The sequence below is a fragment of the Halomonas flagellata genome (genome assembly GCF_022487945.1).
Classification (GTDB): Bacteria; Pseudomonadota; Gammaproteobacteria; order Pseudomonadales; family Halomonadaceae; genus Halomonas; species Halomonas flagellata.
This window is the reverse complement of the sequence record NZ_JAKVPY010000017.1, coordinates 1-22,191: the sequence shown is the minus strand read 5'-3', so window position 1 is coordinate 22,191 and position 22,191 is coordinate 1. Positions and strand designations below refer to the sequence as shown.

The 22,191-nt window shown below is 66.4% G+C and carries 16 protein-coding genes; 7 read left to right on the top strand and 9 right to left on the bottom strand.

Annotated elements, in window-relative coordinates:
* Positions 1 to 66: 66 nt before the first annotated feature.
* On the top strand, positions 67 to 3,732 hold the full coding sequence (putA, locus tag MKP05_RS14110) for a bifunctional proline dehydrogenase/L-glutamate gamma-semialdehyde dehydrogenase PutA (protein ID WP_240568900.1): 3,666 nt from the start codon (positions 67 to 69) through the stop codon (positions 3,730 to 3,732).
* A 159-nt stretch (positions 3,733 to 3,891) separates the two neighbouring features.
* Here putA and MKP05_RS14105 read toward each other — a convergent pair whose 3' ends face one another.
* The 7 genes from MKP05_RS14105 to MKP05_RS14075 form a co-directional block, all read right to left on the bottom strand.
* The gene (locus MKP05_RS14105; RefSeq protein ID WP_240568898.1) at positions 3,892 to 5,394 is read right to left on the bottom strand and encodes a CoA-acylating methylmalonate-semialdehyde dehydrogenase; all 1,503 of its coding nucleotides are present in this window, start codon (positions 5,392 to 5,394) and stop codon (positions 3,892 to 3,894) included.
* 31 nt (positions 5,395 to 5,425) lie between these two features.
* Positions 5,426 to 6,325 carry a myo-inosose-2 dehydratase gene (gene iolE / locus MKP05_RS14100; RefSeq protein WP_240568896.1) on the bottom strand — a complete coding sequence of 300 codons (900 nt, stop codon included), beginning with the start codon at positions 6,323 to 6,325 and terminating at the stop codon, positions 5,426 to 5,428.
* 293 nt (positions 6,326 to 6,618) lie between these two features.
* On the bottom strand, positions 6,619 to 8,469 hold the full coding sequence (iolD, locus tag MKP05_RS14095; protein WP_240568894.1) for a 3D-(3,5/4)-trihydroxycyclohexane-1,2-dione acylhydrolase (decyclizing): 1,851 nt from the start codon (positions 8,467 to 8,469) through the stop codon (positions 6,619 to 6,621).
* A 59-nt stretch (positions 8,470 to 8,528) separates the two neighbouring features.
* Positions 8,529 to 10,448 carry a bifunctional 5-dehydro-2-deoxygluconokinase/5-dehydro-2-deoxyphosphogluconate aldolase gene (locus MKP05_RS14090; RefSeq protein WP_240568891.1) on the bottom strand — a complete coding sequence of 640 codons (1,920 nt, stop codon included), beginning with the start codon at positions 10,446 to 10,448 and terminating at the stop codon, positions 8,529 to 8,531.
* A gap of 253 nt (positions 10,449 to 10,701) precedes the next feature.
* Positions 10,702 to 11,712, bottom strand: coding sequence for a bifunctional inositol 2-dehydrogenase/D-chiro-inositol 1-dehydrogenase (gene iolG, locus MKP05_RS14085; RefSeq protein ID WP_240568889.1), 1,011 nt, complete (start codon positions 11,710 to 11,712; stop codon positions 10,702 to 10,704).
* A 15-nt stretch (positions 11,713 to 11,727) separates the two neighbouring features.
* Positions 11,728 to 12,630 (bottom strand): sugar phosphate isomerase/epimerase family protein, encoded by a 903-nt coding sequence (locus tag MKP05_RS14080; RefSeq protein WP_240568887.1) that lies wholly within the window; start codon positions 12,628 to 12,630, stop codon positions 11,728 to 11,730.
* A gap of 28 nt (positions 12,631 to 12,658) precedes the next feature.
* A complete protein-coding gene (locus MKP05_RS14075) occupies positions 12,659 to 13,486 on the bottom strand; it encodes a TIM barrel protein (RefSeq protein WP_240568885.1) in 828 nt (275 codons plus the stop codon).
* A 482-nt stretch (positions 13,487 to 13,968) separates the two neighbouring features.
* Between MKP05_RS14075 and MKP05_RS14070 the strand changes: the two genes are divergently transcribed.
* The 5 genes from MKP05_RS14070 to MKP05_RS14050 all read left to right on the top strand — a co-directional run bounded on the left by MKP05_RS14070 (position 13,969) and on the right by MKP05_RS14050 (position 19,559).
* On the top strand, positions 13,969 to 14,832 hold the full coding sequence (locus MKP05_RS14070) for a MurR/RpiR family transcriptional regulator (RefSeq protein WP_240568883.1): 864 nt from the start codon (positions 13,969 to 13,971) through the stop codon (positions 14,830 to 14,832).
* Between the two features lie 49 nt (positions 14,833 to 14,881).
* On the top strand, positions 14,882 to 15,685 hold the full coding sequence (gene iolB / locus MKP05_RS14065; protein ID WP_110285480.1) for a 5-deoxy-glucuronate isomerase: 804 nt from the start codon (positions 14,882 to 14,884) through the stop codon (positions 15,683 to 15,685).
* A 272-nt stretch (positions 15,686 to 15,957) separates the two neighbouring features.
* On the top strand, positions 15,958 to 16,878 hold the full coding sequence (locus tag MKP05_RS14060; protein WP_240568881.1) for a sugar ABC transporter substrate-binding protein: 921 nt from the start codon (positions 15,958 to 15,960) through the stop codon (positions 16,876 to 16,878).
* 57 nt (positions 16,879 to 16,935) lie between these two features.
* Positions 16,936 to 18,486: a sugar ABC transporter ATP-binding protein gene (locus tag MKP05_RS14055; protein ID WP_240568878.1), complete on the top strand. Its 1,551-nt coding sequence runs from the start codon at positions 16,936 to 16,938 to the stop codon at positions 18,484 to 18,486.
* A 35-nt stretch (positions 18,487 to 18,521) separates the two neighbouring features.
* Positions 18,522 to 19,559: an ABC transporter permease gene (locus MKP05_RS14050; protein WP_240568877.1), complete on the top strand. Its 1,038-nt coding sequence runs from the start codon at positions 18,522 to 18,524 to the stop codon at positions 19,557 to 19,559.
* A gap of 60 nt (positions 19,560 to 19,619) precedes the next feature.
* On the opposite strand, the gene MKP05_RS14045 is transcribed toward MKP05_RS14050, so the two are convergent.
* A complete protein-coding gene (locus MKP05_RS14045) occupies positions 19,620 to 20,363 on the bottom strand; it encodes a sulfite exporter TauE/SafE family protein (RefSeq protein WP_240568876.1) in 744 nt (247 codons plus the stop codon).
* Positions 20,364 to 20,466: 103 nt separating this feature from the next.
* Positions 20,467 to 21,489: a type I glyceraldehyde-3-phosphate dehydrogenase gene (gap, locus tag MKP05_RS14040; RefSeq protein WP_240568874.1), complete on the bottom strand. Its 1,023-nt coding sequence runs from the start codon at positions 21,487 to 21,489 to the stop codon at positions 20,467 to 20,469.
* Positions 21,490 to 21,866: 377 nt separating this feature from the next.
* On the opposite strand from gap, the gene MKP05_RS14035 reads away from it, so the two are divergent.
* Positions 21,867 to 22,191 (top strand): pyruvate kinase (locus MKP05_RS14035; protein ID WP_240568872.1); only part of this gene is annotated, 325 nt, incomplete at its 3' end.

Here is a 22,191-nt window from a genome sequence, read left to right as displayed (position 1 = left end):
GACAAGAACGACAAATCCGAGTTGGCGCATCGACGCTGTGTTCCAGGTGACAAGGGGAGATCGACCATGAGCGAAGTAACAATGCGCCACCATGGCACTGTGAGCGAACCGCGGGCGCGCATCCGTGCCCACTATGCAGCCGACGAGGCCGAGGTGCTGCGTGGGCTCGTCGAACGCATCACGCTGTCGGAGGACGACCGCCGCCGGGTAGCCGAGGTCGGCGCCCACTATGTGGAGCGCGTGCGCCAGGAAACCTCGCCCTCGATGATGGAGGCGTTCCTGGCCGAATACGGGCTCTCGACCGAGGAGGGCGTCGGCCTGATGTGCCTGGCCGAGGCGCTGCTGCGCGTGCCCGATGCGGAGACCATCGACGATCTGATCCATGACAAGATCGAGCCGTCCGACTGGGGCGCGCACCTGGGCAAGTCCTCGTCGTCGATGGTCAACGCCTCGACCTGGGCGCTGATGCTGACCGGCAAGGTGCTGGAAGAGGATCCCAAGGGCCCGGTGCGGGCGCTGCGCGGCCTGGTGCGCCGCATGGGCGAGCCGGTGGTACGCACCGCCGTCGGTCAGTCGATGAAGGTCCTCGGCCGCCAGTTCGTGCTCGGCCAGACCATCGAGGAGGGCATGAAGAATGCCCGCGAGCTCGAGAAGCAGGGCTACACCTACTCCTACGACATGCTGGGCGAGGCGGCGCGCACCGACGCCGACGCACGGCGCTATCACCAGGCCTATGCCACGGCGATCGCCGCCATCGCCAAGCAGGCCAAGGGCGACGTGCGCGGAAGTCCCGGGATCTCGGTGAAGCTCTCGGCGCTGCACCCGCGCTATGAAACCACCCACCGCGATACGGTGATGGCCGAGCTCCTGCCGCGCGCCCTGGAGCTGGTGCAGCAGGCGGCCAAGGCCAATATCGGTTTCAACATCGACGCCGAGGAACAGGACCGCCTGGACCTGTCGCTCGACGTGATCGAGGCGCTGCTCTCCGACCCCGGTCTCGCCGGCTGGGACGGTTTCGGGGTGGTGGTGCAGGCCTACGGGCGCCGCGCCGCGCCGGTGATCGAGGCGCTCTACGAGCTGGCCGAGCGGCTCGACCGCCGGATCATGGTGCGGCTGGTGAAGGGCGCCTACTGGGACACCGAGATCAAGTTGTCGCAGGAGATGGGGGTCGAGACCTTCCCGGTCTTCACCCGCAAGGTCAACACCGATGTGAGCTACATGGCCTGCGCGCAGCTGCTGCTCGACCGGCGCGACCGCATCTATCCGCAGTTCGCCACCCACAACGCCCATACCTGCGCCGCCGTCGTCGCCATGGCGGGCGACGACAAGGACAGCTACGAGTTCCAGCGCCTGCACGGCATGGGCGAATCGCTGCACCATATCGTCAAGCAGGCGGAGGGCACGCATTGCCGGATCTATGCCCCGGTCGGTGCGCACCGTGACCTGCTGGCCTACCTGGTACGCCGCCTGCTGGAGAACGGGGCGAACTCTTCGTTCGTGAACCAGGTGGTGGACGACTCGATTCCCCCCAGCGAGGTCTCGAAGGATCCGGTGGCCGGGATGCAGCGCCTCGGCGACGCCATCGCCAGCCCGTTGATCCGCCAGCCCGGCGAGCTCTTCGCCCCCGAGCGCAAGAACTCCCGCGGCTACCGGATCAACGAACCCGCCTCGATCCTGCCGCTGCTGGCGGCGCGCGAGGAATTCGCCGACACGACCTGGACCGCCGGGCCCATGCTGGCGGGAAGCCCGGCACCGCAGGGACCGGCCCGCGATGCCCTGTCCCCCACCGACGGCTCGCGCCTGGTCGGCAGGGTGCATGAGGCGACGCCGGCCGAGGTCGCGGCCGCGCTCGACGCCGCCGAGGACGGCTACCGCGACTGGTCGGCGCGGCCGGTGGCCGAGCGGGCCGAGGTGCTGCGCCGAATCGCCGACCTCTACGAGCAGCACATCGCCGAGCTGACCGCGATCGCCACCCGCGAGGCCGGCAAGATGATTCTCGATGGCATCGCCGAGGTGCGCGAGGCGGTGGATTTCCTGCGCTACTACGCCAACGAGGGCGAGCGGCTGGAGGCGGAAGCGCCCGGCGGCGCCCGCGGCATCTTCGTCTGCATCAGCCCGTGGAACTTTCCGCTGGCCATCTTCACCGGCCAGATCGCCGCGGCATTGGCGGCCGGCAACGCGGTGCTCGCCAAGCCCGCCGAGCAGACACCGCTGATCGCCGCCCGGGCCGTCGAGCTGATGCGCGAGGCCGGGCTGCCGGAGGCGGCGCTGCAGTTGCTGCCCGGCGACGGGCCGACGGTGGGCGGGCCGCTGACCTGCGACCCGCGGATCGCCGGCGTCTGCTTCACCGGCTCGATCGAGGTGGCGCAGATCATCCACCAGGCCCTGGCGCAGAATGCCGGGCCGGATGCGGTGCTGATCGCCGAGACCGGCGGGCTGAACGCCATGATCGTGGACTCCACGGCGCTGACCGAGCAGGCGGTGCGCGATATCCTGATCTCGTCCTTCCAGTCGGCCGGCCAGCGCTGCTCGGCGCTGCGCATGCTGTATGTCCAGGAAGAGGCGCGCGAGCGGCTGCTGACGATGCTCGACGGCGCCATGGACGCGCTCACCATCGGCGACCCCTGGAACACCGACACCGACGTCTCGCCGGTGATCGACGCCGACGCCCAGGCCGACATCGCCGCCTACGTGGCGGCGCAGCAGAAGGCCGGCAAGGTGCTGAAGACGCTGCCCGCGCCGGACGTCGGCACCTTCGTCACCCCGGCCGTAGTCGAGGTCGGGGGCATCGAGGATCTCGAGCGCGAGATCTTCGGCCCGGTCCTGCACGTGGCGACCTTCAAGGCGCGGGACATCGACAAGGTGGTCGACGCGATCAATGCCAAGGGGTATGGGCTGACCTTCGGCCTGCATACCCGGATCGACGACCGCGTGCAGCAGATCGTCGAACGCCTCCATGTCGGCAATATCTACGTCAACCGCAACCAGATCGGCGCCATCGTCGGCTCCCAGCCCTTCGGGGGCGAGGGCCTGTCGGGGACCGGGCCCAAGGCCGGCGGCCCGCTCTACGTCAACCGCTTTCGCCGCACCGCCACCGCCGAGCGCCACGAGGCGCCCCAGGACGCCGCCGTGGCGCTCGGGGATCTCCAGTCGGCCCTCGACGGCCTGGACCCGCGCAACTGGGCGGCGCGCCCCGACCGGGTCGAGGTGCTGCGCAAGGCGCTCTCCGGTAAACGCGGCGTGATCCGCAAGGCGCTCGCCGAGACCGCGGCCCTGGACATGACGCCGCAGACGCTGCCGGGGCCGACGGGGGAAAGCAACCGGCTGTCGTTCTATCCCAAGGGCCCGGTCCTCTGCCTCGGGCCGACGCTCGACATCGCCATCGCCCAGGCGGTGCAGGCGCTCGGCGCGGGCTGTGCGGCGGTGCTCGCAGCACCGGGTGCGGTACCGGCCGTGCGGCCGCTGGTCGATGCCGGGGCGCCCGTCGCCGCGCGCGACGGCCGCGTCACGGCCGAGACGCTGAGCGCGGTCCAGGGCATCGCGGCGGTGGCCGCTTCTGGCGCCAGCGACTGGACCCGCGACCTGCGCCTCGCGCTCGCCGCGCGCGACGGCCCCATCGTGTCGCTCGAGACCCAGACCATCGCGCCGGAGCGCTACGTGGTGGAACGCCACCTGTGCATCGACACCACCGCCGCGGGCGGCAACGCCAGCCTGCTGGCGACGGCCGAATAGGCTCACCGGTTCTGTCGGGGTGATCCCGCCCCCACCGGCAAGGGGGCGGAACACAGCATCGAAAGGCTCGGAGCCATCAAGCGGGATGGAACGTTTCTAATAAAAACGCCGGGGCCTTGAGCCCCGGCGTTCGCGGTCACACCAATATCCGATCGATGATCAGTGCGTCGGCATGGTGAAGTGGTTGGTCTCCTCACGGATACCGCTGGGCCAGCGCTGGGTGATGGTCTTCATGCGGGTGTTGAAGCGCACGCCGTCGGGGCCGTGCATGTGCAGCGGACCGAACAGCGAGCGCTTCCAGCCGCCGAAGCTGTGGAAGGCCATGGGCACCGGGATCGGCACGTTGACGCCAACCATGCCCACCTGGATCTGCTCGCAGTACTGGCGGGCGGCGTCGCCATCGCGGGTGAAGATGGCGGTGCCGTTGCCGAACTCGTGGTCGTTGATCATCGCCACGGCGTCGTCGAAGCTCTCCGCTCGAGCGATGGCCAGTACCGGGCCGAAGATCTCCTCGCGGTGGATGCGCATGCCCGGCTTGACGTGATCGAACAGCGAGCCGCCGAGGAAGAAGCCGTCGCCGGCGCCCTCGATCACCGCCTCGCGGCCGTCGACCACCAGCTCGGCGCCCTCGTCCACCCCGACCTGGATATAACCCTTGACCTTCTCCAGGTGCTCACGGGTGACCAGCGGGCCCATGTCGTGGTCCGGGCCGTCGACGATGCCCGGGCCGACGCTCAGCTTCTGGAGCTGCTCGACGAGCTTCTCGCGCAGTCGGCTCGCGGTCTCCTCGCCCACCGGCACGGCCACGGAAATCGCCATGCAGCGCTCGCCGGCGGAGCCGTAGGCGGCCCCCATCAGCGCACCGACGGCCTGGTCCAGGTCGGCGTCGGGCATGATCACCATATGGTTCTTGGCGCCGCCCAGGGCCTGGACGCGCTTGCCATGGGCAGAGCCGGTGGCGTAGATGTACTCGGCGATGGGGGTGGAGCCGACGAAGCTCACCGCCTGGACGCGCTCGTCGGTGAGCAGCACGTCGACGGCCTCCTTGTCGCCGTTGACCACATTGAACACGCCATCGGGGAGGCCGGCCTCCTTGAGCAGCTCGGCCAGGCGGATGGAGGTGGAGGGATCCTTCTCGGAGGGCTTCATCACGAAGGTGTTGCCGCAGGCCAGGGCGATGGGGAACATCCACATCGGCACCATCGCCGGGAAGTTGAACGGCGAGATGCCGGCACACACGCCCAGCGGCTGCATCATGGAGTAGCTGTCCACCCCGGTGCCCACATTCATGGAGTGCTCGCCCTTCTGCAGGTGCGGGATGCCGCAGGCGAACTCGACGACTTCCAGGCCGCGGGTCACCTCGCCCTTGGCGTCGGAGAACACCTTGCCGTGCTCGCTGGAGATCAGCCGCGCCAGCTCGTCGGCGTGCGTTTCCACCAGCTCCTTGAACTTGAACAGGATCCGCGAACGCTTGAGCGGCGTGACCTTGGCCCAGCCGGCGAAGGCCTCATGGGCGACGCGCACCGCCTCGCGGGTCTCGGCGGCGCTGGAGAGCGCCACCTGCAGGCTCTGCTCGCCGGTGGCGGGATTGTAGACCGGCGCGGTGCGGCCGCTCTGGCTGGCCGCGGCCTGGCCATTGATGTAGTTACCCAGAATGCTCATGTAGGGAGCTCCTCTTTTATCGTGTATCGGCTTATTCGGTGATGCTCAGCCCGGCCTCGGCGCAGAAGCGCTTGAGGCTGTCGCAACCCAGGCGGGCGTAGGTCAGCGGGTGGGCCACGGCGGGGTCCTGCTCGGCCTCGACCACCACCCAGCCCTCGTAGCCGCTCTCGCGCAGCCCCTGGAAGAGGGTCACGTAGTCGATGTAGCCGTCGCCCGGCACGGTGAACATGCCGTTGAGTACGCCGTCCAGGAAGCTGAGGTCGCGATTGCGGGCATCCGCCAGCACCTCCTTGCGGATGTCCTTGCAGTGCACGTGAACGATGCGCTCGGCGTACTGCTTCTGTACCGCGACCGGATCGCCGCCGGCGCCGACCAGGTGCCCGGAGTCGAGCAGCAGCCCCACCGACGGGCGGGTCTCGGCCATCAGACGGTCGATCTCCTCGGGCGTCTCGATCACCGTGCCCAGGTGGTGGTGATAGGCGATCTGCACGCCCTGCTCCAGGCAGTAGTCGGCCACCCGGTTGAGGCGCGGGATGAAGGTCTGCCACTCCGCCTCGCTCATGCTCGGGCTATGGGACAGCGGCACGTCGCGCTGGCCGTGCACGCAGTGGGTGACCTCGCAGAACACCATCGCCGTGGCGCCCAGCGACTTGAGCAGGTGCAGGTGCGGCTTGAGCGCCTCGATCTCCTCCTCGGCGCTGCGGGTCAGCAGCTCGCTGCTGTACCAGCCGGAGACCAGGGAGAGGCCGTGCTTGTCGAGGATCGGCCCCAGCACCTCGGGGTCGCGAGGGAACTTGTGGCCCAGCTCGAAGCCGGAGAAGCCGGCCTCGCGGCCTTCGGACAGGCAAACCTCGAGGGGCGTATCACCGCCCAGCGAGGGCATGTCGTCGTTGGTCCAGGTCAGCGGGTTGATGCCCAGTCTTACGCTCATGGCGAACTCCTGTAGGGAAACACTGCATAAATGTCTGCGCGGGCGAATCACTGCGTTGCGCGCTGCGACCCACACGGATGTGGGAAGTGCGTTGGCCCGTAGGGAACGGGCCTAGCCTCGACATCCTCACCTAGTACCGCATAGGCTCCGGTGGACTCGAAGCCTTCGGCTTCTCGCCCCTTCGGGGCCAGCCTACGGCTGTTTGTCGCTTCGCTCGGTTCTGCGCTGCGGGCGCCTTGTGCTTCATCCCGCTCGCCGATTTATTCAGCGTTTCCTAAGTCGGTGTGTATCGATTAAAGATTCTGGAACTGGCGAGCCTTGTAGGCCTCGTAGCGCTTTCGGGCCTCCTTGACCTCGCTGCGCTCGGAGACCTCGGGCACCGCCACGTCCCACCAGGCGCCGCCGTCCTGGGTATCGGCCAGTGCATCGGTGTCGATGGCGATCACGTAGCTGGTCGCGGAGGCCTTGGCGCGTTCCAGTGCCGCCTCGAGCTCCTTGATGTTGCCCACCTGCTCGCTGCGGGCCCCCAGCGCCGCGGCATGGGCGGCGAAGTCGGTCTTGGGGGCGCCGCCCTCCACGGTCAGGCAGTCGTCGAGCAGGTTGTTGAAGCCGGGGCCGCCGCAGAACTGCTGCAGGCGGTGGATGCAGCCGTAGCCACGGTTGTCGAGGACCACGGCGATGATCTTGTGCCCCAGCATCACCGAGGTGGCAATCTCGGAGTTGAGCATCAGGTAGGAGCCGTCGCCGACCATGACGAAGACCTCGGAGTCGGGCATGGCCATCTTGGCGCCCAGGCCGCCGGCCAGCTCGTAGCCCATGCAGGAGTAGCCGTACTCCATGTGGTAGCCGCGGTGGAAGCGGGTGCGCCACAGCTTCTGCAGCTCGCCGGGCAGGCCGCCGGCGGCACACACCACGATGTCGCGTTCGCCGGCGGCGCGGTTCACCGCCCCCACCACCTCGGCGTCACAGGGCAGGTCGCTGCCGCGATCGGCGGTAACGCGCTCCACGGTCTGGTTCCAGTCGGCGCGCAGCTCGGCGGCCTGCTCGATCCAGCTGCCTTCGGGTTGCCAGTCTTCCAGGCCTGCGGTCAGCTCCGGCAGGGTCAGGCGGGCATCGCCCACCAGTGCCTGCCCCTTGTGCTTGACCGCATCGAAGGAGGCGACGTTGAGACACAAGAGTCTGGCCTCGGGGTTGATCATGGCGCGCGACCCGGAGGCGAAGTCGCCCAGGCGGGTGCCCACGGCGATGATCAGGTCGGCCTCGGCGGCCAGGGCGTTGGCGGAGGCCGCGCCGGTGACGCCCATCGTGCCCAGGTTCTGCTCGTGATCCCAGGGCAGTGCACCCTTGCCGGCCTGGGTCTCGCCCACCGGCAGGTGGTAACGGGAGACCAGGGCGTCCAGTTCGTCAAGGGCACCCGAGTAGTGCACCCCGCCCCCGGCGATGACCAGCGGCTTCTTCGCCTGGCGGATCAGCGCGATGGCATCCTCGAGTTCCCGGCGGTCGGCGGCCTGGCGACGCGGCCGGTGCACCTGCTCGTCGAAGAAGTGCGCCGGATAGTCGAAGGCGAAGGTCTGGATGTCCTGGGGCAGCGCCAGGGTGACCGGGCCGCACTCCACCGGGTCGGTGAGCACGCGCACCGCCTGGGGCAGCGAGGTGAGCAGCTGCTCGGGGCGGGTGATGCGGTCGAAGAAGCGGCTCACCGGCTTGAAGCAGTCGTTGGTGGTCAGGGTGTGGTCGTGGAAGCTCTCCACCTGCTGCAGCACCGGGTCGGGCATGCGGGTGGCAAAGGTATCGCCCGGCAGGAAGAGCACCGGCAAGCGGTTGACGTGGGCCACCGCGGCGGCGGTGACCATGTTGGTGGACCCCGGCCCCGCCGAGGCGGTGCAGGCCATCACCTGGCGCCGGTTCAGCGTCTTGGTGTAGGCGATGGCCGCATGGGCCATGCCCTGCTCGTTGTGGGCGCGATAGGTGGGAAGCTCGTTCCGTACCTGGTAGAGCGCCTCGCCGAGGCCGGCCACGTTGCCGTGGCCGAAGATCGCCCAGACCCCGGGAAACAGCGGCTTGATCTCGCCCTCGATGTCGACCTTCTGGGCCATCATGTAGCGGATGACGGCCTGGGCCATGGTGAGTCGAATGGTTGTCATGGTCTTTCGCCCTTGATCAGGAGTCGTTGCCCTGCCCCGGGCACCCGGGGCCCGTGCGTTCAGGCGGCGCGCTGCCGCGCCTTCCAGGTGTCCACCAGCTCGCGGTAGTTGACCACCACGGCCTCGATCAGCTGCCGATCATCATAGTCGCCGCGCAGCCATTTCCGGCTGGGCTCCCCGAAGATGGTGCGGCCCACCGCGAACCCCTTGCAGACACCGAAGCCGGCACTGTCCATGAAGCCCTTCTTCAGCTCCTCGACCGGCGCATCCAGGCCCAGCATCACCACCCCGCGACAGTGGGGAGCCCGCGCGGCGAGCAGGTCGGTGATGCGCTGCCAGGCGGCCGGCGTCTGTGGCGGCAGCTTCCACCAGTCGGGCTGCACGCCCAGGTTGTAGAAGCGCTGCATGGCGTTGAGGAAGGTGTCGTCGTCGCTGGCCAGGTCGCGGGGCGGAATGATCTCCAGCAGCAGCTCGTGGCCCGACTCGCAGCAGGCGCGATAGAGCTCGATCACCTGGCGCTCCTGGTCGCGACGCAGTTGGACCTGGTCCTCGGGATGGTAGAACACCAGGCACTTGACGATATGCTCGCGCGGCCAGGTCTTGAGCCGCGAACCGATGCTGCGGCCGCCTTCCAGCTCGAGGGGGCGCGAACTGGGCAGTTCCACGGGGCGGCCGATCCACCAGCCGCGACCGGTGACGTCGTTGAGGGCATCCAGGCCATAGGTATCATCGATCAGCACCCCGACCTGGCTGTCGCCCAGGTGTTCGCTGCCGCGCTCGGCGGCCTGAACCAGCAATCGCTTGAGGGTCTTGATGCGGGAGGGGTCGGCGCCCTCCTCGCGAGCCATGTCGAAGAGCTGCTTGCGATGGTCGAAGGCCAGGATGCACAGGTCCTTCCACTCGATGGGCGTGCGCTGGGTGGTCACCCGATGCAGGTAGTTCAAGCGCGTATCGAGGTCCGGCCGCGGGATCGACTCGGCACGCACCAGGTAGTCGTCGAGCTCCTCGGCGCTGGGAATGGCCGGCGCGCAGCCATGGCGCGACACCACCAGGGCACCGCAGGCGTTGGCATAGGCACAGCTTTGCGCATGGGACTCACCTTGCAGCCAGCCCCGCAGGAAGCCACTCATGAAGGCGTCGCCGGCGCCCAGCACGTTGAGCACGTCCACCCGCACGCCGGTGTGCACCTCGAAATCGTCCTCGCTGTCGGGAATCGCCCCGTCGAGCACCGTGCACCCCTGGGCGCCGAGCTTGAGCACGATGGTGGCATCGGTCAGCTCTCGCATCGCCTTGAGCGCCGTGATGGTGTCGGTACTGCCACCGGCGATATGCACCTCCTCCTCGGTGCCGACCACCAGGTCCAGGTCCGGCAGGATGGTCTGCAGGTGGCGGCTGACGCCCTCGTCGGAGACGAAGCGGGTCTCGCCGTCGCCCAGGGTGGTCAGCCCCCACAGCACCGGCCGGTAGTCGATGTCCAGGATCACCTTGGTGCCCGCCGCCTTGGCGTACTCGATGGCGGTCTTGCTGGTCTGGTAGGTCTGCTCGGTGGAGAAGTGGGTGCCGGTGATCAGCAGCGCCCGGCTGGAGGCGATGAACTCGGCACTGAAATCGCCACTGTCGACGGCCATGTCGGCGCAGTCCTGGCGATAGAAGATCAGCGGGAAGGTGTCCCGGTCCTTGATCCCCAGGATCACCAGGCCGGTGAGGCGCTCCTTGTCGGTCACCACATGACTGGTGTCGACGCCGGCGCGGGCCAGTTCTTCGCGCACGAAGCGCCCCATGTGCTCGTCGCCCACCCGGGTCAGCATGGCGGACTTGAGGCCCAGGCGGGCGGTGCCGTAGGCGATGTTACCCGAGGAACCGCCCAGGTACTTGGCGAAGCCGCTCATGTCCTCCAGGCGGCTGCCGATCTGCTCACCATAGAGGTCGACGGCAGCGCGCCCCAGGCAGATCAGGTCCAGTGTCTTGGTGTCTTTCATGGGATCGCATCCTACTGTTGGCCTGTGCGGGCATGCCCGGTCGATCCTGGATCACGCTGCGGGCACCGCCGGCTGGTTTACCGTTTCGTCAGTTCTTGTGTTCCAACTGAGCCCATAATAGAACGAAGATTCCAATTATTCAACAAATGGAAAAGATGATTCATCCATCTTTGGTCGTAGGTTACCGACCAACGACAGAGCCCCGGACCGTCGGACCCGGGGCTCGCTGTCACGCCAACGGAAGACGACCTCGTCAGGCGTAGAAGGCCGGGCGCTCGGGCATCTCGATGGCCTCGATGGCGCCGCTCTCCTGGGCCCTGACGCAGACGTCACCGGCAATGGCCGCGGCATAGCCGTCCCAAGACGACGGGCCGGTTACCTCGCCCGCGGCGACACCGTCGATGAAGCCCTGGAGCTCCACGTCGAAGGCGTCGTTGAAACGTTTCTTCCAGTCCTGGAGGATCTCGCAGGACAGTTGCCCGGCCTGGCGGAAGGTCAGGCTCTGGGGTTCGGGCAGGCGGGCGATGCCCTCCTCGCCCACCACGTCGCACTGGATGTCGTAGCCGTAGCGGCAGTTGACGAACACCTCGACGTCGATACGCACGCCCTTGACGGTCTCCAGCAGCACGATCTGCGGATCCTCCACCTTGCTGTGGGCGTGGCGCGTCTTGCGCGGGAAGATCACCTGGGCACTCTTGTAGTCGTCGTCGAGCAACCAGCGGAAGGTGTCCAGCTCGTGGATCAGGGTGTCGTGGATGGCCATGGGCGTGACATAGCGCTCCGGCACCTCCGGGTTGCGGTGGGCCGCGTGGATCATCAGCGGCTCGCCCAACCGGTCGGCATCGATGGCCTCCTTCATCAGGTTGTAGCCACTGTCGTAACGACGCATGAAGCCGACCTGGACCAGGCGGCGGCCCGCCTCGATCTCGGCATCGATGATGTTGCGGCAGCCCTCGGCGGTGGTCGCCAGCGGCTTCTCGCAGAACACGTACTTTCCTGCCGCGATGGCCGCCAGCACGTACTCCTCGTGGGTGGGGCCCCAGGAGGTAACCAGCACGGCATCCACGTCGTCGGCCTGGATCAGCGACTGGCCGTCCTCATATACCTTCGCAGCGAGCCCCAGGCGCTCGACCACGGCCCGGGCCTGGTCCTGGTTGACGTCGGTGACGGCGACGATCTCGCCGCCGGTGAGATTCTGGGTGATACGACGGGAGTGCTCCTCGCCGATCATCCCCGTGCCGATGACTCCGATTCTGATTGTCATGTTGCTCTCTCCGAATTATTTCCAGTATTTGTCAACGTAGCGCTGGATCTCGTTGCGCATGAAGCGTGATGACTCCTCGGCCTTCTCTTCCCAGGCGAAGACGCAGGCGGTCATGATGCCGTCGAAGCCCACGTCGGCCAGGGTCTTGAAGAAGAGGTCCCAGTTCACCTCGCCTTCACCGATGTTGAGGTGCTGGTGGACCCGGGCGGTGGAGCCAGGCGGGTTGATGATGTAGCGCAGCCCGGAGGAGGCCTTGTGGTTGAAGGTGTCGGCCACGTGGACATGGGCCAGCACCGGCGCGCAGTCCCGGATCATCTGTTCCATGTCGTCGCCGAAGTGGAAGGTGTGCGGCGCACAGTAGAGAAACTTGACGTTGTCGGAATTGATGGTGCGAATCATGTCCACCGCGGGGTGCAGTGTCTCGACGAAGTCATCCGGATGTGGCTCGACGTTGAGCTGGATCCCCTCGCGCTCGAAGATCGGCACCAGCTCCTCCATGGAGCGCCACCAGGAGGCCTCGCTGGACTCGGTGGTCGCCCCGCCCTGGCAGCAGCTGGAACAACTGCCCCGCTCGGGGTGCGGGCCACGGCCGAACTCGGAGTTCATGGTGTCGACGCCCAGCTCCACGGCGATCTCGATGGCCTGCTTCCAGTACTTCACCGCCGCCTGGCGCTCGTCCTCGTGGGGACTCGCCCAGCGATACATGGGTAGCAGGGAGGAGAGCTGGACGCCGTGGTCGCGGAGCGACTTCTTGAAGGACTGCAGGCGCTGGGGATAGACCCGCGGATGCACGAACCAGTCGAGGAAGTCGGCACGCGGGGAGAGCTCGATATACTCGTAGCCCAGGTCGGCGGCGAGCCGGGGCAGGTCATCGAGGGGCACATGACGGTGCATGAAGGGGTCGAGGGCGATCTTCATGATCAGGATCCTCCGGTAGGTTGATGGATCAGCGCTGGAGGCCGGCCTGGACAAAGTCCATGCTGTCGCGCAGGGCGGTAACCGGATCCGTCAGGGCATGCACCGACTCGGCGAAGGGTTCGAAGGAGACGTAGCCGTCATAGCCATCCGCCAGCAGTTGCCGGAGCTGGCCGACGTTGTCCAGCCGGTCGCGCTCGCCGACCAGCAGGCGGTGCTCGTCGAGCATGTCATCGAAGCTCAGCTCGGGGTCCTCGACGCCGGAGATATGCACCAGCCCGGTGCGCTCGGCGAAGAAGGCGGTCTCCCCGGCCCCCTGGTGATGGAAGGTGTCGTGGACCAGGCCGAAGCGCGATGCCAGGCCCAGTGAGCGGATCGCCTCCACCGCCTCGGCCTTGGTGCGCAGCGAGGAGATGGGAAAGCCCAGCGGCTCGACGAAGCCCTGCAGGTCGTAGCGACCGAGGATGTCGTCCAGGGCGGTCAGCGCCTGCTCGAGGCCGGCGCGTCGTTCTTCCGCGGAGGCGCTGTAGTCGCCATCCACCAGCGGGCAGAGCACCAGCCCCCGGCCGCCGGCGGCATCGACCAGCTGCGCCAGTTTCTCGGCCTGGGCGGCGCGCTCCTCGTTCCAGATATTGAAGGGGTACAGGGCATTGATGCTCAGCACCTCGATGCCCAGCTCCCGGGCGCGCTCTCCGGCGGCGCGGGCCTGTTCGAGTTCGATGATGCTGTTGGTGCCGACATCATTGCGCAGCTCCACTGCGCCCAGGCCCATCTCGGCGGCGGTCTCGATCAGCTGCTGTGGCGTCCAGCGCGGACAGACCATGTGATTCAGGGAAAACATGAGTGATGGCTTGGACATCGATATATCCACCCTTGGTCATGGGTTGTTGATGGTCGAGGCGGCTTGGTATCCCGCGAGAAGCGGGTGGCCGCTCAGTGACGGTTTGTTCGTGGTCGTGCGTGAACCAGCGTTGGCGCAACACCGGGCGGCGTGCTGGATGACATGAAGGCTAGAACAATCATTCCGATAAGGCAATAAACAGAATATTTCGTTTGAGATTCGTTTCGACGTCCCGAGAGGCAGGTTTTTTTATCGAACAATCAACACCTTGATAGTCATATCAGTGGGTGGCGAGCCGTGGCCTGCCCTGCGCTCTACGACCAAAGCAGCAGATTTCGACGGGTCAGCGCCTCGGTCATGGCGGCCGTTGGCCAGGAAGGGACTCACCGTTCTATACTAACGTATCAATAGAATTTTTATTCCAGAAAGGCTAGAGTGGTTTCAAGATGCGAAGTCGGCGTCGAGACGTCGCTGGCCGGTAGATCATAGAGGCGGACACCATGACCCAGACCCCACGGGACTTCACCGAACTGGAAGCGCGCATCACCGAGGACTACCCCTCGCTGAGCCGACGGCTGCAGCAGACGGCGCGCTTCCTGCTCGACCATCCGCAGCAGGTCGCCTTCGCCACGGTGGCCAAGCTGGCCGAGCAGGCCGGCGTCACGCCCTCCACCCTGATCCGCTTCGCCAACAGCTTCGGCTTCAAGGGCTTCTCGGAGATGCAGCAGCTGTTCCGGGCGCGCCTGGTGGACGAACTGCCAAACTACACCGAGCGCATCCATGCCGTGCGCACCGCCACCGGCGAGACACCCGGCAGCACTCAGCTGTTGTGGGAGTTCGCCGAAGCCAACCGCGAGGTGCTCGACCAGTTGCCGAGCCGCATCGATCCACGCAGCCTGGAACAGGCGCTGGACATCTTCGAGCAGGCCGAGATCGTGCATGTGATGGGCGCACGGCGCAGCTTCGTGGTGGCCAACTATTTCACCTATGCGCTGCACCACATCGACAAGCGCACTCACCTGGTCAACGCCCTGGGCGGCATGCATGCCGAGCAGCTGAAGTCGATCGGCCCCCGCGATGCCCTGCTGGTGGTGAGCTTCTCACCCTACGCCCAGGAATCCCGCGACGCCGCCGAGGAAGCCGTGCGTCGTGGCATCCCGCTGGTGGTGATCACCGACTCCAGCCTGAGCCCCTTGGCGCTCCTGGCCGATGTTTCGCTGGTGGTGCATGAGGCCGAGGTCAAGAGCTTTCGCGGCCTGACCGCCTCGCTATGCCTCAGCCAGACCCTGGCCATCTCCCTTGGGGTGCGCCAGGACAAGGCCCGTGACGAGGCCGAGCGGGAGGACACCCCGGCGACTCGCTGAAGAGCCGACAACCTATTCCATACCGTTTCCCCAAAGAGGAGGGCACACGATGACATCCCTACTGGTACGCCCCCACGCGCCCGATGCCCAAGGCAAGGTGCTGGAAGTCACCCCCGAATCCGCCGGCTGGGACCATGTGGGCTTTCGCGTGCACAAACTGGCGAAGGGCCAGGGGCTTGAGGCCAACACCGGTGACCGCGAGCACTGCCTGGTGCTGCTGTCGGGTCACGCCACCGTGACCAGCGGCGAGCACCGCTGGGAGGACATCGGCGAGCGCATGGATATCTTCGAGAAGATACCGCCCTATGCCGTCTACCTGCCGGATGGCGTGAGCTTCAGCGTGGAAGCCACCACCGACCTCGAACTGGCCGTGTGCAGCGCCCCGGGCAAGGGCAATCACGCCCCGCGCCTGATCACCCCGGACCAGGTCAAGCGCAGCACTCGGGGAACCGGCACCAATACCCGCCATATCCAGGACATCCTGCCGGAGACCGAACCGGCCGACAGCCTGCTGGTGGTGGAGGTCTACACGCCGGCCGGCAACTGGTCCAGCTACCCGCCGCACAAGCACGACGTGGACAACCTGCCCGAGGAGTCGATCCTCGAGGAGACCTACTACCACCGCCTGAACCCCTCCCAGGGCTTCGCCTTCCAGCGGGTCTACACCGACGACCGCTCCCTGGACGAGACCATGGCGGTGGAGGACGGCTGCTGCGTGATGGTGCCCCGCGGCTATCACCCCGCCGGCACGCCCCACGGCTACGAGCTCTACTACCTGAACGTGATGGCCGGCCCCAAGCGCAAGTGGAAGTTCCAGAACGACCCGGCCCATGAGTGGATCGTCAAGCAGTGAGCGGGCTCTCCGCCTGCACCGTCGGACTCTCCGTCCTGACGTCTCTTCGCCCCGCTTCGGCGGGGTATTTTTTTGAACCTCAACCCCAACGGGGGAGGAACAGGGGTTCCATTTATACCAAAGTATAGAACGTATTTTTTGCAAAGCCACGCAATGGAATCTATATTCCATTACGTGGGTAGACGAGACCTCACGCTCCACCCTGCCGGCCGCGGTCCGAAACCCCCGGCCGGTGACAACCACAACAACGGTTCACTTCAGGAGACTCAATGATGAAACGCCTACTGCTCGGTGCCGCCATCTTTGCCACCTGCACCTCCTCCGCCATGGCCCAGTCCATCGGCGTCTCTGTTGCCTGGTTCGACGACAACTTCCTCACCACCATGCGCAACGCCATGGAAGCCGAGGCCCAGGCCCAGGGCTACGATATTCAGTTCCTGGACGCCCAGGGCGACATCGGTCGCCAGATCAGTCAGACCCAGAGTCTTGCCGCCAAGGACGTCGATGCCATCATCATCAACCCGGTCGACACCGCCGCCACCGGCAGCATGACCGAGGTCGCCGTGGAGAACGGCATCCCGCTGGTCTACGTCAACCGTCAGCCCGAGGGCAACGATCTCGACCATGACGGCGTGGTCTTCGTCGGCTCGGACCAGAAGATCTCCGGCGAGATGCAGATGAAGGCCCTGGCCGAGAAGCTCGGCGGCGAGGGCAAGGTCGCCATCATGCTGGGAGAGCTTTCCTCGGGGGCGACGCACCAACGCACCGACGGGGTCAAGGAAGTCGCCGCCGAGTATCCCGGTATCGAGATCGTCGAGGAACAACCGGCCGACTACCAGCGCACCGAAGCCATCGACCTGATGACCAACTGGATCGTCGGCGGCCAGCAGATCGATGCCGTCGCCGCCAACAACGACGAGATGGCCATCGGCGCCCTCAACGCCATGCGCCAGCTGGGCATTTCACCGCAGGACATCCTGGTAGGCGGCATCGATGCCACTCGCGATGCCCTGGATTCGATGCAGCGCGGCGAACTGGCCGTCACCGTCTTCCAGGACCCGGTCGGCCAGGGCGGCGGTGCCGTGAAGGCCGCGATTGCGCTGGCCGAGGGCAAGGAGGTCGACAACATCACCCTGGTGCCCTTCGAGCTGGTCACCCCCGAGACCCTTGAAGAATTCCTTGCCGATAAATGAGGTGTTCGGCCCGCCGTCGAGCGGCGGGCCGGCCTCGAAGCCTCCGGAGGACACAGCATGGCGACAATGACCGCCGAAGACCTGACCCCCGACACCGCCGAGCTCCTGCTCGAGGTCGTGGACGCCCGCAAGACCTTTCCCGGCGTGGTGGCGCTGGACAACGTCCAGTTCAAGGTCCGCCCGGGCACCGTGCATGCCCTGATGGGCGAAAACGGCGCCGGCAAGTCCACCCTGATGAAGATCATCGCCGGCATCTACATTCCCGACCAGGGTGAGGTGCGCCTCCACGGCAAGACGCTTACCCTCAATGGCCCACTCGATGCCCTGGAGGCCGGCATCGCCATGATCCATCAGGAGCTCAACCTGATGCCGTTCATGACCATCGCCGAGAACATCTGGATCCGCCGTGAGCCGCTGAATGCTATCGGCCTGGTCGACCACCACCGCATGCACCAGATGACCGAGGCGCTGTTCGAGCGCCTGGGTATCGACATGAACCCGGAAACCGAGGTGCGCCACCTCACGGTGGCCGGGCGCCAGATGATCGAGATCGCCAAGGCGGTCTCCTATGAGTCCGACGTGCTGATCATGGACGAGCCCACCTCCGCGCTCACGGACCGGGAGGTCGAACACCTGTTCCGGATCATCAACGACCTGCGCGCCCAGGGTAAGGGCATCATCTATATCACCCACAAGATGGACGAGGTGTTCGAGATCGCCGACGACATCTCGGTGTTCCGCGACGGCCAGTTCATCCACTCCGCGCCGGCCAGTGAACTCGATTCCGACGCGATCATCCAGTTGATGGTCGGCAGGGAAGTCTCCCAGATGTTCCCCAAGGAGGAGGTGCCCATCGGCGAGGTGGTGCTCTCGGTGGACAACCTCGGCCTCGAGGGTGTCTTCGAGGACATCAGCTTCGAGGTCCGCGCCGGCGAGATCCTCGGCATAGCCGGCCTGATGGGCTCCGGGCGCACCAATGTGGCCGAGACGCTGTTCGGCGTGACCCCACCCACCGCGGGCACCATCGCCATCGACGGCCAGGAAACCGTGATCAGCTCGCCCCACCAGGCCATGCTGCGCGGCCTGGCGCTGCTCACCGAGGACCGCAAGGAGACTGGCCTGTTCCTGAACCTGTCGGTCATCGAGAACATGGAGATGGCCGTACTGCGCGACGGCTACACCCGGGGCACCTTCGTCCAGCAGGGTCGCCTCGACCACGAGTGCGACACCATGAATGAGCTCCTGCGCGTCAAGACCCCCAGCCTCGACGAGCGCATCGGCAACCTCTCCGGCGGCAACCAGCAGAAGGTGCTGATCGGCCGCTGGCTGATGACCAAGCCACGCATCCTGATCCTCGACGAACCCACACGCGGCATCGACGTGGGTGCCAAGGCCGAGATCCACAAGCTGATCAGCAAGCTCGCCGGCGAGGGCGTGGCGGTGATCATGATCTCGTCGGAGTTGCCGGAAGTGCTCGGCATGAGCGACCGCATCATGGTCATGCACGAAGGCAAGGTCACCGGCTTCCTCGACCGGGCCGAGGCCAACCAGGTCAACATCATGGAACTCGCCTCATCGCCGGTGGAGCCGCCGGTCGTCGAGGAATGACTCCTGCCGCGACAGACAACTACAGGTGAATCAACATGGCTAATGCAACCGACACCCCCGAGACCACCCAGCACCTGGAGGTGGTCAAGAAACGCAAGAAACGCATTCCCACCGAGGTGAGCATCCTGCTGGTGCTGATCGGCATCGCGGTGCTCTTCGAGATCCTCGGCTGGGTCGTGCGTGGCGACTCCTTCCTGATGAACCCCCAGCGCCTGCTGATCATGATCCTGCAAGTGTCAATCATCGGTGTCATCGCCATCGGGGTGACCCAGGTGATCATCACCGGCGGCATCGACCTGTCGTCGGGCTCGGTACTCGCCCTGACCGCCATGGTCACCGCCAGCCTGGCACAGCAGTCCGATTACCTGCGCGCCGTCTACCCCGCGCTCACCGACCTGCCATGGTTCATCCCCTTGCTCGCCGGGCTAGTGGTCGGGGCCTTGGCGGGATTGATCAATGGCGCCTTGATCGCCTTCGCCATGATCCCCCCCTTCATCGCCACCCTGGGCATGATGGTCAGCGCCCGCGGCCTTGCCCGCGCCTACACCGAGGGTCAGCCGGTGAGCATGCTGACCGACGAGTTCACCTGGATCGGCTCCGGTGCCAACCCGGTGATCATCTTCCTCGCCGTGGCCGTGATCTTCCATATCGCGCTCAAGTACACCCGCTACGGCAAGTATACCTATGCCATCGGCGCCAACCCCCAGGCCGCTCGCGTCTCCGGCATCAATGTGCGCCGCCACCTGATAATGGTCTATTCCATCGCCGGCCTGCTCGCCGGCCTCGCCGGGGTCGTGGCTTCGGCCCGCGCAGGCACCGGTCAGGCGGGCATGGGCATCATGTACGAGCTCGATGCCATCGCGGCAGCCGTCATCGGCGGCACCAGCCTGGCCGGCGGCGTGGGACGTATCGCCGGCACCGTGATCGGGGCGTTGATCCTGGGCGTGATGCTCAGCGGCTTCACCTTCCTGGGCGTCGATGCCTACTATCAGGACATCGTCAAGGGCGCGATCATCGTCGCCGCGGTCATCATCGACCAGTACCGTCAGCGCAAGCGCAACAAGACCGCCTGATACCGATCATCGTCGCGCTCCCTTTCGCTGCCACACCACCCGGTGTGGCAGCGTTCTTTTTCACCCCAGCGCCTTGGCCACCAGTTGCACGCCGACGATGGCCATGGCCAGGATCACCAGGCGATAGAAGAGCGCCTCGCTGACCCGCTGCTGCAGCCACAGGCCGCTGCGCACCCCGAACCAGGCCACCGGCACCAGCAGCAGAGAGGCCCAGGCGCTGGTGATATTGATCTCGCCGAGCCACAGGTAGGGCCCGAGTTTCATCAGGTTCACCGCGGCGAAGGCCAGCGCGCTGGTGGCGATGAAGGTCTCCTTGGGCAAACGCCGGGGGATCAGGTAGAGGTTGAGCGGCGGCGCCCCGGCATGGGCCAGGAAGCTGGTGAAGCCGCAGCCGGTACCGGCCGGCAGCGCCCAGCGCGGCGAGATGGGCCGCCCGGCCGCCGGCCTGAGCAGCATATAGGCGGCGAACAGCAGCGAGAGCACGCCGAGCAGCAGGCGCACCCCGTTCTCGTCGAGAGTGCCGGCCAGCAGGGTGCCGATGACCACGCCGACCGCCAGCCCCGGCACCAGGCGGCGCACCTCGGCACCATCGTGCCGGCCCCACCAGGCCTTGACCGTGAAGGCGTCCATCACCAGCAACAGCGGCAGCAGCAGGCCGGCCGCCTCGATGGGCCCGATGGCCAGCGCCATCAGCGGTACCGAGAGGGTCCCGAAACCGCCGGCGAAGCCGCCCTTGGAGACGCCGGTGAGGTAGGTGGAGGTCACGATCAGGGTCCAGGCGAGCCAGGAGTAGTCGGGCAGCATCGGGCATCCTTGCGGCGAAACGGGCATGACAGACACGAAAATGCCGGGGCGGTGTGCCGCCCCGGCGTTCGATCATACCAACCTGCGTGGTCAAGTCACCGCATCAGGCGGCGTCGCGCTTGGCGTCACTCGCGGCCTGCATGGACAGGGCGGTATCGAGCATGCGGTTGGAGAAGCCCCACTCGTTGTCGTACCAGGCCATCACCTTGACCAGGCGACCGTTCACCCGGGTGTGGTTGGCGTCGAAGGTCGAGGAGTTGGCGTCGTGGTTGAAGTCGATGGAGACCAGCGGCTGGGCGTTGACCGCCAGCACCGGCGAGCCCTCGGCGGCCTTGGCGACGATGGCGTTGATCTCTTCCTTGGTGGTGTCGCGGCTGGCGGTGAACACCAGGTCCACCAGCGAGACGTTGATCACCGGCACCCGCACCGCCAGGCCGTCGAACTTGCCGGCGAGTTCGGGCAGGACCAGCCCCACCGCCGCCGCGGCCCCGGTCTTGGTCGGGATCATCGAGTGGGTGGCGCTGCGCGCCCGGTAGGGGTCGCTGTGGTAGACATCGGAGAGGTTCTGGTCGTTGGTGTAGGCGTGCACCGTGGTCATCAGGCCGTTCTCGATGCCCACCGCCTCGTTGAGGGCCTGGGCCACCGGGGCCAGGCAGTTGGTGGTGCAGGAAGCGTTGGAGACCACCTTGTGCTCGGCGGTCAGCACGTCCTCGTTGACGCCGTAGACCACGGTGGCGTCGGCGTCGGGGCTGGGCGCGGAGATCAGCACCCGCTGGGCGCCGGCCTCGATGTGCTTGGCCGCGGCGGCACGCTTGGTGAACAGGCCGGTGCATTCCATCACCAGGTCGATGTCCAGCAACTTCCAGGGCAGGGCGGCCGGGTCGCGCTCGGAGAGGATGGTGATGCGGTCGCCATCCACGCTCAGGCTCTCCTCGTCATGTTCTACCTTGAAGGGAAAGTGGCCGTGCACGGTGTCGTGACGCAGCAAATGGGCATTGAGGGCGGGATCGCCCAGGTCGTTGATGGCGACCACTTGCACACGATTGCGGTAGCCGTTCTCGTAAAGGGCGCGAAGCACGTTGCGGCCGATGCGGCCGAAGCCGTTGATGGCGATCTTGAGCGTCATGGCGTCTTTCCTCTCGCTCCAGTGGCGTCTGGTGGGTCGTGGCTGAGCCGATTGGCGGAGGCATCCAGGCTTGGCGACCGGCGTCGATCTCGTCCCTGCGTAACGGCCTGCGGCTCATCTGCCCCTTAATGTGGACCAGTCGACAAAAAGACTCAAGTATTTTTTAGTAACTTTACAACATATGGTTCTGCCATGGCCAAGACGCGAATTTCACCGGAATGCCGCACCATACGGAGATAGTTCGACTAGATGCATCGATTCATCTGCGTGATCAGGCAGAGACATCGCCGCATCATGACGCGTCTTTATGTAGTAAACTTACCAGAAAGGCGCTATCGTACCCCGACAACAACACAGCCCCACCGGAGGAGCCCGACATGTCGAGCACACCGCTGCACGATCCCATCCGCCGCACCAAGATCGTCGCCACCCTGGGCCCGGCCAGCGACCGCGACGGCGTGCTGGAGGCGATGATCGCCGCCGGCGTCGATGTGGTACGCCTCAATTTCTCCCACGGCGCGCCCGACGACCACCGTCGCCGCCTCGTGCAGGTGCGCGAAGCCGCCTCCCGCCTGGGCCGCAGCGTCGCGGCGCTGGGCGACCTGCAGGGGCCCAAGATCCGCATCGCCCGCTTCCGCGACGGCGCCGTGGACCTCGAGGAGGGCCAGCCCTTCATCCTCGACATGGCGCTCGACGGCAACG

Coding starts and splice junctions, on each gene's coding strand:
- putA (WP_240568900.1), top strand. CDS start 67: ATGAGCGAAGTAACAATGCGCCACCATGGCACTGTGAGCGAACCGCGG.
- MKP05_RS14105 (WP_240568898.1), bottom strand. CDS start 5,394: ATGAGCATTCTGGGTAACTACATCAATGGCCAGGCCGCGGCCAGCCAG.
- iolE (WP_240568896.1), bottom strand. CDS start 6,325: ATGAGCGTAAGACTGGGCATCAACCCGCTGACCTGGACCAACGACGAC.
- iolD (WP_240568894.1), bottom strand. CDS start 8,469: ATGACAACCATTCGACTCACCATGGCCCAGGCCGTCATCCGCTACATG.
- MKP05_RS14090 (WP_240568891.1), bottom strand. CDS start 10,448: ATGAAAGACACCAAGACACTGGACCTGATCTGCCTGGGGCGCGCTGCC.
- iolG (WP_240568889.1), bottom strand. CDS start 11,712: ATGACAATCAGAATCGGAGTCATCGGCACGGGGATGATCGGCGAGGAG.
- MKP05_RS14080 (WP_240568887.1), bottom strand. CDS start 12,630: ATGAAGATCGCCCTCGACCCCTTCATGCACCGTCATGTGCCCCTCGAT.
- MKP05_RS14075 (WP_240568885.1), bottom strand. CDS start 13,486: ATGTCCAAGCCATCACTCATGTTTTCCCTGAATCACATGGTCTGTCCG.
- MKP05_RS14070 (WP_240568883.1), top strand. CDS start 13,969: ATGACCCAGACCCCACGGGACTTCACCGAACTGGAAGCGCGCATCACC.
- iolB (WP_110285480.1), top strand. CDS start 14,882: ATGACATCCCTACTGGTACGCCCCCACGCGCCCGATGCCCAAGGCAAG.
- MKP05_RS14060 (WP_240568881.1), top strand. CDS start 15,958: ATGAAACGCCTACTGCTCGGTGCCGCCATCTTTGCCACCTGCACCTCC.
- MKP05_RS14055 (WP_240568878.1), top strand. CDS start 16,936: ATGGCGACAATGACCGCCGAAGACCTGACCCCCGACACCGCCGAGCTC.
- MKP05_RS14050 (WP_240568877.1), top strand. CDS start 18,522: ATGGCTAATGCAACCGACACCCCCGAGACCACCCAGCACCTGGAGGTG.
- MKP05_RS14045 (WP_240568876.1), bottom strand. CDS start 20,363: ATGCTGCCCGACTACTCCTGGCTCGCCTGGACCCTGATCGTGACCTCC.
- gap (WP_240568874.1), bottom strand. CDS start 21,489: ATGACGCTCAAGATCGCCATCAACGGCTTCGGCCGCATCGGCCGCAAC.